Source organism: Shewanella sp. JNE2, from assembly GCF_023159115.1.
Taxonomy (GTDB): Bacteria; Pseudomonadota; Gammaproteobacteria; order Enterobacterales; family Shewanellaceae; genus Shewanella; species Shewanella putrefaciens.
Genome location: NZ_CP096169.1, coordinates 697,928 through 709,600, shown reverse-complemented (window position 1 = coordinate 709,600; position 11,673 = coordinate 697,928). Strand labels below are relative to the sequence as shown.

The 11,673-nt window shown below is 45.7% G+C and carries 8 protein-coding genes; 4 read left to right on the top strand and 4 right to left on the bottom strand.

The features are described 5' to 3' along the window. Window positions 1–196 precede the first annotated feature (196 nt). A complete protein-coding gene (locus MZ182_RS03180; RefSeq protein ID WP_014609791.1) occupies window positions 197–1,213 on the top strand; it encodes an IS110-like element ISSpu22 family transposase in 1,017 nt (338 codons plus the stop codon). A gap of 638 nt (window positions 1,214–1,851) precedes the next feature. Here MZ182_RS03180 and groL read toward each other — a convergent pair. Continuing rightward, the gene (gene groL / locus MZ182_RS03175) at window positions 1,852–3,480 is read right to left on the bottom strand and encodes a chaperonin GroEL (RefSeq protein ID WP_248067868.1); all 1,629 of its coding nucleotides are present in this window, start codon (window positions 3,478–3,480) and stop codon (window positions 1,852–1,854) included. A gap of 57 nt (window positions 3,481–3,537) precedes the next feature. Continuing rightward, complete coding sequence (locus MZ182_RS03170; RefSeq protein ID WP_006086113.1) at window positions 3,538–3,828, bottom strand: co-chaperone GroES; 291 nt, start codon at window positions 3,826–3,828, stop codon at window positions 3,538–3,540. A gap of 225 nt (window positions 3,829–4,053) precedes the next feature. Here MZ182_RS03170 and MZ182_RS03165 point away from each other — a divergent pair, with 225 nt between their 5' ends. Continuing rightward, window positions 4,054–5,424, top strand: coding sequence for an MATE family efflux transporter (locus MZ182_RS03165; protein ID WP_011790720.1), 1,371 nt, complete (start codon window positions 4,054–4,056; stop codon window positions 5,422–5,424). A 2-nt stretch (window positions 5,425–5,426) separates the two neighbouring features. Here the strand turns inward: MZ182_RS03165 and MZ182_RS03160 are convergent, their stop codons facing one another. Further along, complete coding sequence (locus MZ182_RS03160) at window positions 5,427–6,416, bottom strand: LysR family transcriptional regulator (protein WP_011790721.1); 990 nt, start codon at window positions 6,414–6,416, stop codon at window positions 5,427–5,429. A 126-nt stretch (window positions 6,417–6,542) separates the two neighbouring features. On the opposite strand from MZ182_RS03160, the gene MZ182_RS03155 reads away from it, so the two are divergent. Both MZ182_RS03155 and MZ182_RS03150 read left to right on the top strand, forming a co-directional pair. Then, window positions 6,543–7,622 carry an efflux RND transporter periplasmic adaptor subunit gene (locus MZ182_RS03155; RefSeq protein ID WP_025008350.1) on the top strand — a complete coding sequence of 360 codons (1,080 nt, stop codon included), beginning with the start codon at window positions 6,543–6,545 and terminating at the stop codon, window positions 7,620–7,622. Window positions 7,623–7,625: 3 nt separating this feature from the next. Then, window positions 7,626–10,709, top strand: coding sequence for an efflux RND transporter permease subunit (locus MZ182_RS03150; RefSeq protein ID WP_248067865.1), 3,084 nt, complete (start codon window positions 7,626–7,628; stop codon window positions 10,707–10,709). A gap of 107 nt (window positions 10,710–10,816) precedes the next feature. Here MZ182_RS03150 and MZ182_RS03145 read toward each other — a convergent pair whose 3' ends face one another. After that, a complete protein-coding gene (locus MZ182_RS03145; RefSeq protein WP_248067863.1) occupies window positions 10,817–11,662 on the bottom strand; it encodes a nuclear transport factor 2 family protein in 846 nt (281 codons plus the stop codon). Window positions 11,663–11,673: the final 11 nt, after the last annotated feature.

Genomic DNA, 11,673 nt, shown 5'->3' with positions numbered 1-11,673 from the left:
AATTTTCTAAAAAACAAAAATCAAAGATAGGATAGGAGTGTAACTCTTCACTCAATGGTTACACCAAAACTGGCATTGTTGCACCAGTGACCTTCTAAAACATGGATAATGGAATGGACCCATCCACTTTAAATCGGCCTCGCAATGGGCCACGATGTAGTCGCTAAAACTCATCAGAAAGAGGACGGGTCCACCTATGAAGATTACTACAATCGGTTTAGATATCGCAAAGTCTGTTTTTCATCTTGTTGGTGTTGATAAAGCTGGCAAGTTAATCAAAAAGAAAATGCTTAGACGCAAAGACTTGCTGCCCTTTGTCGCGAAAATTGAGCCTTGCCTTATCGTTATGGAGGCGTGTGGCGGCGCGAGTTATTGGGCCAGAGAATTTGAGCAATTTGGGCACATAGTTAAGTTAATTGCCCCGCAGTATGTGGTTCCTTTTAGGCAAGGTAATAAAAATGACTACAACGATGCGCTAGCCATTGCGGAGGCTGCGCAGCGACCCAACATGCGGTTTGTAAAACCCAAAAGCGTCGAGCAGCAAGATGTGCAACTGCTCCACCGTATGCGGGAACGATTAACTAAACAATCAACAGCTTTAATCAATCAAGTCAGAGGGATGCTAGCGGAATACGGCATTGTGATGACCAAAAGTAAATCGGCTTTTAAAGCCCAGCTACCTGATATTTTGATCGATGAAGCCAATACACTGACCACCAAGGGTAGAGCCATCTTTTATCAGTTATATGATGAGGTTATCGACATTGAAAAACGGCTTAAGAGTTGTGACACTCAAGTACTAAACGAAACTCAAAACAATGTGATTTGTCAGCGATTACAGACTATCCCTGGTGTTGGGCCTGTCACCGCTACGGCGATTTATGCTGCAGTGGGTGACGGTAAAGACTTTAGCAATGGCCGACATTTTTCAGCTTGGTGTGGCTTAGTACCTAAGCAGCACAGCAGTGGCGGGAAAGATAACCTCCTCGGGATAAGTAAGCGGGGAAACGCCTATTTACGTACGCTGTTCATCCACGGCGCCAGAGCGGTGTTGCGGCACAGTGGGAGTAAGTCGGATAAGTTGAGTTGTTGGGCTATCCAGCTAGCGGAACGCCGAGGTTTCAATCGTGCGTGTGTGGCCGTCGCGAATAAGCTCGCCAGAATGTCATGGGTTATCGCGGCACGTGAAGAAGAGTTTCGGCTCGCTATGTAACAACATCAAATGTACTTATTATGTTAACGATTAACCAACCAGCAAGTTGCTAAGACACTTGATTTGATGATGAGACAGTCAGACTGATCTACTAAAAACCTTACGAAAACACAGGCTCTGATGAAGCCGCAGGGATGATAAGGACAGTAGAAGCAAATATCCATCAGGGCCAGAGGAATCCCTCAATAACAGGCCGAATATATGGGTGCAATGAACTCTTCTCAAAATTGATATCGAATGTCTTGCAAACCGGATGGGTCCATATATGTTTTAGTAGAGCCTACAGGGATGTATTCACGGCGTGTCACTGGTGTAACAGTGCGAAAGCCTGCGGCAGGCAATTAGGAAATACTGAACCTTATAGCGCTGCTGTAGTCCATTCGCAGCATCTATATTAGCCGAGATAACATCAACTCTCTGGCGCTGTCAGCGCCAAAAAACAAAACCCCGACTCAGTTACCCGAGTCGGGGTTTTCATTTTTCTCTTACAAGAATTTAGGTTTAAGCGATTAAGCTAAAGACCGCAGATGTTTTTGCGCAGGATAAAACGTTCAATACAAGGCGCTGTGAGCGTAGCATACGTTGTGTGTATGTGAGCGAGCAGCAACGCCGTAATCAACGTTTTAGACCAGCAAAAATTACATCATGCCGCCCATTCCGCCCATTCCGCCCATATCTGGCGCAGAATTTTGTGGGATCTCAGCAACCATAGCTTCTGTGGTGATCATCAGGCCAGCAATTGATGCTGCGAATTGCAACGCACAACGAGTCACTTTAGTTGGGTCAAGGATACCCATTTCTAACATGTCGCCGTAAGTGTCGTTACCGGCGTTGTAACCGAAGTTACCGCTGCCGTTCTTCACTGTGTTAGCAACAACTGACGCTTCTTCACCCGCGTTCGTGGCGATTTGACGCAGTGGTGCTTCCATTGCACGCAGTGCGATAACCACACCGTGTTTTTGGTCTTCGTTTAATACTTCAACGTCAGCGATCTTAGAAGCTACGCGAACCAGAGCAACACCGCCGCCAGGAACCACGCCTTCTTCTACCGCAGCGCGAGTTGCATGCAGAGCATCTTCAACGCGGGCTTTTTTCTCTTTCATTTCAACTTCAGTCGCTGCGCCAACTTTAATCACTGCTACGCCGCCAGCTAGTTTAGCCATACGCTCTTGCAGTTTTTCTTTGTCGTAGTCTGACGTTGATTCTTCAACTTGTTGTTTGATTTGGCTTACACGAGCAGCAATTTGTGTTTGCTCGCCGTTACCATCGATGATGGTGGTGTTGTCTTTAGTGATCACAACACGCTTAGCTGTACCTAAATCTTCCAGGGTTGCTTTTTCAAGCTCTAGGCCGATTTCTTCAGCAATAACAGTACCGCCAGTCAGGATTGCTACGTCTTGCAGCATTGCCTTACGACGATCGCCAAAGCCAGGTGCTTTAACAGCAGCCACTTTCACGATACCGCGCATGTTGTTCACAACTAAAGTTGCTAATGCTTCGCCTTCAACGTCTTCAGCAACGATAAGCAATGGCTTACCCGTTTTTGCCAGACCTTCAAGGATAGGTAACAGTTCGCGAATGTTAGAGATTTTCTTGTCTACTAACAGGACGAATGGGTGATCTAATTCAACGCTGCCTGTTTCTGGCTTGTTGATAAAGTATGGAGACAGGTAGCCACGGTCGAACTGCATACCTTCTACTACGTCCAGTTCGTTTTCCAGCGCTTGGCCTTCTTCGACTGTGATCACGCCTTCTTTACCGACTTTTTCCATCGCAGTTGCGATGATTTCGCCGATAGATTCGTCAGAGTTTGCAGAGATAGTCGCAACTTGTGCAATCGCTTTTGAATCTGCACAAGGTTGTGATAAAGCTTTTAATTCAGCAACGGCAGCGATAACGGCTTTGTCGATTCCGCGCTTCAGGTCCATTGGGTTCATACCGGCTGCAACGGCTTTTAAGCCTTCAGTCACAATGGCTTGAGCCAGTACAGTTGCTGTAGTAGTACCATCACCGGCGGCGTCGTTGGCTTTAGAAGCAACTTCTTTCACCATTTGCGCGCCCATGTTTTCGAATTTGTCTTCTAACTCGATTTCTTTGGCAACAGAAACACCGTCTTTAGTGATCAGTGGTGAGCCGAAGCTCTTGTCTAATACCACGTTACGGCCTTTAGGGCCTAAGGTCACTTTCACTGCGTTCGCGAGAATATTTACACCAGCCAACATTTTTACACGAGCGTCATTACCAAATACAACTTCTTTAGCTGCCATCTTGATTATCCTTTAAATTTTTAATGATTAATTGGAATGTCGAATTGATGCGAAGGATTAACCTACTACTGCCATCAGGTCAGCTTCTGACAGGATCAAGACTTCTTGACCGTCAATTTTTTCTTTCTTAACGCCGTAACCTTCATTGAAGATCACCACGTCACCCACTTTCACATCCAGTGGTTTAACTGTGCCGTTTTCTAGAATACGGCCATTGCCCACTGCAAGGATTTCACCGCGAGTTGATTTTTCAGCGGCGCTTCCTGTTAGAACGATGCCACCCGCTGAAGTTGATTCAACTTCTAGACGCTTAACGATTACGCGGTCATGTAATGGACGAATATTCATCTATGAACTCTCCTAATGATTTAATGCCCAACAATCGAGGCGATTTGTGATGAAAAAAGGAGGCTTATCCGCCTTCCTCTTTGATGTCTGTGATATGGGGTTAATACTTGTCAGATCCAAGTGCCTTTACAAAAAAAATTTCTTTTTTTTGATGTCGGTTTTTTAAAGCGGGCACAATCCTGCTAGAATTCCGCCTCCGCACGCAAACAAGGCACTATTTTTCCCATGAAAGACAGACACGGGCTGCTCACCGCGCCAATTGGTCGTGTACTGCTCAACATGAGCCTCCCTAACTTGATTGGCATTATGACCATTCTAGGTTTTAGCCTCGCTGACACTTTTTTTATCAGTCAATTAGGGACAGAGCCTTTAGCTGCCATCAGTTTTACCTTTCCGGTTACCCTGATTATTTCGAGCATTGCTATCGGTATTGGTGCAGGTGTTTCAACCAACCTTGGGCGTCTTATCGGCTCAGGAAATGCTCCTAAAGCCAAAGTATTTTTACACGATGCCTTACTGCTGACGTTTATATTAACAGCCAGTTTATCGGCCCTTGGCAGCATTTTTATTACACCGCTGTTTAGTTTGCTTGGGGCGAATGAAAGCAGTCTGCCACTGATCCGCGACTATATGATTTACTGGTATTTAGCCGCACCATTGCTGGTCGTGCTAATGGTGGGCAATCAAGGTTTACGCTCAACTGGTGACACCCGCTCACCTGCAATGATCATGTCACTTGCGGCGATCATTAACCTTATTCTGGATCCTTTACTTATCTTTGGGATTGGCCCATTTCCACGCTTAGAAATTCAAGGGGCTGCCATTGCAACCCTTATTGCTTGGGTTGTGGCTTTATCGCTATCCAGTTATTTGTTGATTATTAAGCGTAAAATGTTGGAGTGGGCGGCTTTCGATATCGATAGAATGCGCGCCAATTGGAGTAAACTTGCCCATATTGCACAACCTGCGGCATTAATGAATTTAATTAACCCGCTTGCCAATGCCGTGATCATGGCCATGTTGGCACATATAGACCACAGCGCTGTTGCCGCCTTTGGAGCGGGTACGCGGTTAGAGTCAGTATTATTGATTGTCGTAATGGCACTGTCGTCAAGCCTAATGCCTTTTATCGCGCAAAACTTAGGTGCAGGGCAACCACAAAGAGCCAAAGAAGCACTGCTGTTATCACTTAAATTTATCTTTATCTTCCAAACCTTACTCTATATACCACTGGTGTTTTTGGCTGAACCCATAGCACACTTATTTAGTACGGATCCGCAAGTATTGGAATGGCTTAGTTTTTATATTTTAGTACTGCCCTGCGCTTACGGGCCTTTGGGGATAGTGATTATTTTCGCTACCGCCCTAAACGCCTATCACAGACCCATAAACTCCTTGGTGATTAATCTGTGCCGCTTAGTATTGCTGATGTTGCCATTGGCGGCATTGGGCTCCTATATTGGCGGGGTAAAAGGCTTATTGCTCGCGCTACCTGTGACCAATATTTTAATGGGAATTGCCTGCTATTGGCTGGCGCAGCAGATATGTGAGCCTGTAAAAGTCACTACTGTAAACGCCAATAGTGCGACCCATTAACCTTAGACGGACTCTTTAATGCGAAAACGCAAATCGTCGTGAGGGAAGGCTTCTTTAGAGACTTTACATGTCCGGCGAGTACTCATCTCGCTCATATTGGTCGGTACGCCATTGGGCACTAATTCTTGCATGATAAAGTCAATAAAACGCCGGCTAGCTAAGCTCACATAACGCCTTGATGGATATGCTAAGAAACACTCACCTTGATGAGCATCAATTTCTGGCAGTAGGGTAACGAGCTCACCCGTTTCGACAAATTCAGCAACCACCTCTGTGGGCGCATAGACAATACCTCTGCCTTGTAATGCAAACTCAACCGCGACTTCCACACTGTTCGAACAAAAATTCCCCCGCACTCTGACTTCTTCTTCCAACCCTATCCATAACTCATTAAAAATTTTGCCATTGGATAATCGAAATAAAGAAACATTATGTGACTCAATCTCTTGAGGTGTTTTTGGTATACCGTGTGCGGCTAAATACTCAGGGCTAGCATAAAAGCGAAGATCCGTTGTAAAAATAGGGCGTACCACTAAATCTAAGGTATCTAAAGCAGGCTCAACCACAAAAGCGACATCGAGGTTATGCTTGACCATATCGACGGATTCAGCGCTGCTAATTACTTCAACTGTGAGTTTGGGATGCATATCCATAAAACGAAAAATGGCTTGCATCAATATCTTCATACTATGGATAGGGAACATTTGAATGCGTAAATGCCCGCTGATCTCGGCGTCATCATTGGTCATCTCAAATAAGGTTTCATCGAGTTGGGCCAAAATATTTTGTGAACGCAGGTAAAAATGGCTGCCCGCCGAGGTTAATGTCATCGAACGACTTTGACGGTGAAACAGTTTAATATTCAGCTCATCTTCCAATGCCTGCAGACGGCGACTGACCGTCGATTTAGGTAAGTTAAGTAAATCAGCGGCTTCAATCAAACTGCCTGTTTCAGCTATTCGGTGGAATAGTGCTAAGTCCTCTGTCTTCATTTTTGCCCTAATTTCAATCTCATTATATGAGACCGATAATCCCAAACAATCCCGTTTATTGCAACAAATTTAACTGTTATCTTCGCGCCTCTGAAATGCTGACAATTTGTTATCAAGGAACCTCCCATGACATCATATCGACTCCTCCCCTTAGCGGCGCTGCTTCCAGCCTTGCTCAGTGGTTGTTCACCTGCCGAGAGTTCAGTGCAAACTCCAGCGGTTCGTCCAGTAAAACTGTTTGAGGTGATACAACTCGAAGGCGGGGATTTTAGAACCTTCCCTGCCCGCGTAGCAGCCAATAGCCGTGCCGAGTTATCGTTTCGTATTTCAGGACAATTGACTGAACTTGCATTAGTTGAAGGACAAAAAGTCACAGAGGGAAGCTTGCTTGCCAAACTGGACGACAGGGATGCACATAACAACTTGATGACGCGTGAAGCCGACCATGAACTTTTGGCTGCGGATTATCAACGTAAAGTAGAGTTATTGAATCGCAAACTGATTTCACAAGCCGAATTCGATAGCACCCAAGCTCAGCTAAAATCCGCCAAAGCCGCTTTAGCAGCCGCGCGCGATCAACTGAGTTATACCCGTTTAACCGCCCCTTTTAGTGGCACTATCGCTAAGCGCTTAGTGGATAACCACCAAATAGTGCAGGCAAACCAAGGGGTGTTAACACTGCAAAATAATAACTTGCTCGATGTCAGCATCCACGTGCCCGAAGCGATGGCCGCAGGCTTAAACGAGTATATTAAGCAGAAAAACTTTACCGCAAAGGTGCGATTCACCGCGCTAGAAGGAATGGAGTTTGATGCTAAATTCAAAGAGTACTCAACCCAAGTTACGCCGGGTACTCAAGCCTATGAAGTGGTGTTTTCGCTCCCACAACCTAACAATGTGCAGCTATTGCCAGGAATGAGTGCCGAGCTAACCTTAGCCTTGGTTAAAGCTCCTAATCAAATTTCAGCTATTGTACCTGTTACCGCTATCGATAAACGTGACCAAGACGGTCAAGTACAGGTCTGGGTATATCAAACTCAATCAGGCGAAGTCGTCCCCGCACCAGTGACACTGGGACGCGTAACCAATCAAGGGATTGAAATTCTTGGTGGTCTAAATAAAGGCGATCTTATTGTCAGTGCGGGCGTGTCTCAGTTATCCACGGGGATGAAAGTTAAACCACTGCGCTGGCAGCGTGGAGTATAAGTGATGAATATTGCTGAATACTCCATTCGTCACAAAGTCATTAGCTGGATGTTTGTGTTATTCCTATTAATTGGTGGTGGCATCAGCTTTACGGGATTAGGACAGTTAGAGTTTCCCGAATTTACCATCAAAGAAGCCCTAGTGATCACGGCTTATCCCGGTGCCTCGCCAGAACAAGTTGAAGAAGAAGTTACCCTACCGCTGGAAGATGCCCTACAACAACTCGATGCAGTCAAGCATGTGACCTCTATTAACAGTGCGGGTTTGTCACAAATCCAAATTGAGATCAAAGACAGTTACGATAAAACTAGCCTGCCACAGGTATGGGATGAAGTGCGCCGTAAGGTCAATGATACTGCGGGCCAATTACCTCCAGGCACAGGGACCCCACAAGTCATGGATGACTTTGGTGATGTATACGGGATTTTATTTAATCTTTCAGGGCCAGATTACAGCAACCGAGAACTGAGCAATTATGCCGACTATTTACGCCGTGAGTTAGTACTCGTGCCAGGGGTAAAAAAAGTTTCAGTTGTGGGCAGTATTACCGAGCAAGTGGTCATTGAAATATCTCAGCAAAAACTCTCGGCGCTAGGGTTAGATCAAAGCTATATCTATGGCCTTATCAATAATCAAAACGTGGTCTCCAATGCAGGAAGCCTAGTGATTGGTGATAATCGAATCCGCATTCATCCCACTGGTGAATTTGGCAGTATTCAGGATCTCGCCCGCTTGATTGTCAGTCCACCCGGCAGCACGGAACTTATCTATTTAGGCGATATTGCCAATATTGCAAAGGATTATAACGAAACCCCGACAGTGCTTTACCACAACAAAGGCGAAGCTGCGCTATCCCTAGGCATTTCCTTCTCTAGCGGTGTAAACGTCGTCGAAGTCGGTCAAAGGGTGAGTGAACGCCTCACCGAACTCGAATCCCAACGTCCGATTGGAATGAATTTAGATACAGTCTACAACCAAAGTTCGGCGGTAGATGACACCGTTAATGGCTTTTTAATCAATCTATTAGAGTCAATTGCCATCGTTATTGCCGTACTGTTGCTGTTTATGGGCTTACGTTCAGGCTTATTAATGGGGCTTATCCTGCTGTTAACCATCTTAGGGACTTTCATCGTAATGAAAGTGCTAGGTATTGAGCTACAGCTCATTTCACTCGGTGCGTTGATTATCGCCTTAGGTATGTTGGTCGATAACGCGATTGTTGTCACCGAAGGAATTTTAATTGGCCTTCGCCGTGGCAAGACGCGCTTAGAAGCGGCAAAACAAATTGTCTCCCAGACTCAATGGCCACTGTTAGGTGCAACCATTATTGCCATCATCGCCTTTGCGCCTATCGGATTATCGCAAAATGCCTCAGGAGAATTTTGTCGCTCACTGTTCCAAGTGCTGATGATTTCATTATCTATCAGTTGGATCACCGCAATTACCCTCACCCCTTTCTTCTGTCATTTGTTGTTTAAAGATGCGCCAAGTGATGATGAGCAAGATCCTTATAAGGGTTGGGTTTTCAACTTATATCGAGCCAGTTTAACCCTAGCGCTGCGATTTAGAATTGTGAGCATACTGCTGGTTGGTGTGCTGTTAGTGAGTGCCGTGATTGGCTTTGGTCATATTAAAAATGTGTTTTTTCCCGCATCCAATACGCCAATCTTTTTTGTGGATATTTGGATGCCTGAAGGCACTGATATTAAAGCAACGGAGCGCTTTGCTGCTGATATTGAACAACAATTACTCAAACAAGCTGAGCAACAGCATACTGGCCTGACCCACCTAACGACAGTAATAGGCCAAGGGGCGCAGCGTTTTATTCTGCCTTATCAGCCCGAAAAAGGTTACCCTGCATTCGCCCAGTTGATTGTAGAAATGCAGGATCTTGAGGCGGTGAAAAACTATATGCCGGAACTGGAGCGTTTTTTAAATCAACGCTTCCCACAGGCACAATATCGCTTAAAAAATATGGAAAATGGTCCATCCCCCGCAGCCAAAATTGAGGCTCGTTTCTATGGTGATGATCCTGAAGTCCTAAGAGCATTAGGTGCCCAAGTCGAAGCTATTTTCTACGCGGAGCCAAGCATGGATGGTATACGCCACGACTGGCGTAACCAAGTCCCGTTAGTTCGTCCGCAATTGGAAAATGCCCAAGCACGGGAAACGGGGATCAGTAAACAAGATCTCGACAATGCACTGCTGGTTAACTTTAGCGGTAAACAAATTGGTTTATATCGAGAAACCAGCCACTTGTTGCCGATAGTCGCAAGAGCACCCGCCGAGGAGCGCTTGCAAGCTGATAGTCTCTGGAAACTACAAATTTGGAGTAGTGAACACAGCACCTTTGTACCAGCAACCCAAGTTGTCAGTAACTTCAATACCGAATGGGAAAATCCACTGGTGATGCGCCGTGACCGTATGCGCATGCTTGCTGTCTTGGCAGATCCTAAATTAGGCAGCGATGAAACGGCGGACTCTGTGCTACGTAAGGTCAAAGATAAGGTTGAAGCTATCGCCTTACCTGCTGGCTACCACCTCGAATGGGGCGGCGAATATGAAACCGCAGGTGAAGCGCAAACAGCGGTGTTTAGCTCAATTCCGCTGGGTTACCTTGCCATGTTTTTAATTACAGTATTCCTATTCAACTCTGTACGTCAGCCATTGGTCATTTGGTTTACTGTACCACTCGCATTGATTGGGGTTTCGGCGGGACTCTTGTTATTCGATGCGCCCTTCAGCTTTATGGCACTGCTTGGCCTATTGAGCTTATCGGGCATGGTGATCAAAAACGGCATTGTGTTGGTCGATCAAATCAACCTTGAACTAAGTGAAGGTAAAGCGGCCTATAGTGCATTGTTGGATTCCTGCGTCAGCCGTGTTCGCCCTGTCATGATGGCGGCGATAACCACAATGCTTGGAATGATCCCCTTAATTTCAGATGCATTTTTTGGTTCGATGGCCATAACCATCATCTTTGGCTTAGGCTTCGCTTCTGTGCTGACATTAATTGTCCTGCCAGTCATGTATAGCTTGGCCTTTAATATCAAACCGACACTAATAGGAGGTCAATCACGTAACTAACGCTCCACTTTTATCCTAAACGCTTCCCGGCGCGGCCGATCGATACTTGATGTGAGTAATCGATCGGTCATTTCACCAACCTTGCCACTAAAAAGCTAACACGCAAACTACTCAGCCTTAATCGCAGGTTCACGCAATAAGGCCTTATCATGCTTAAATACCACTAACTCACCTATTGGACTATCGCTGGTACCTAAAACGATCACATCACATACATAAAGGTAGGGGCCACTTGTAAACTGAAATGAGTGATTACCACCACTGCCATCAAACACGAGCTTACCCTGATTAAGCACTAAATCAGGCTTTTCACTCAATGGCTTACCTTTTGCCCAAGATGCATAGCGGTATTGACCATTACCCATATTATCAACTCGAATCGTAAACTTGGCAGTTTGCCAAGCTAACTCCGGACTAACGAACTGACTCACGCTTTCATGCAGCCCTGTTTTTTGGTTGGCAATAAGCTCAGCTTTAAGTTTGGTCTCTGCAGGTGTTTGATAGTTAACAGCAGTAATCTTGCCATCAAAATCCATCCATATAGTGCCGCTACCTAACATAATGCCGCGCCACCCCATTGCCTGCCAATCAGCTTCAACCTGAGATTGTGCTATTGTCTCAAGGATTTCTGGATCAAATACTTGGTCAAAACGCTTAAGCAATTCCTCCGGAGTGTTAATCGCAGGGATAGGATTTGTACGCTTTATGGGATAAGCCATATAGTCCGCAATAGCTTGACGATCATGTGCCTTTGCCGCATCAATAAATCCCTGAACGAGCGGGATAGACTCCTGCGGTAGCGAGTTATCGGTAACGGCGGCATTGACTACGCTGACATGAATCGCCACCCCCAATGAACCCAGTAATATCATGCGCAATATGTGAGCCTTAAACCGCAGGGTGCGTACCAATCCCTTAGAGATGATTTGGATAATCCATAATACTTGCGCCATTTTTATCCCTT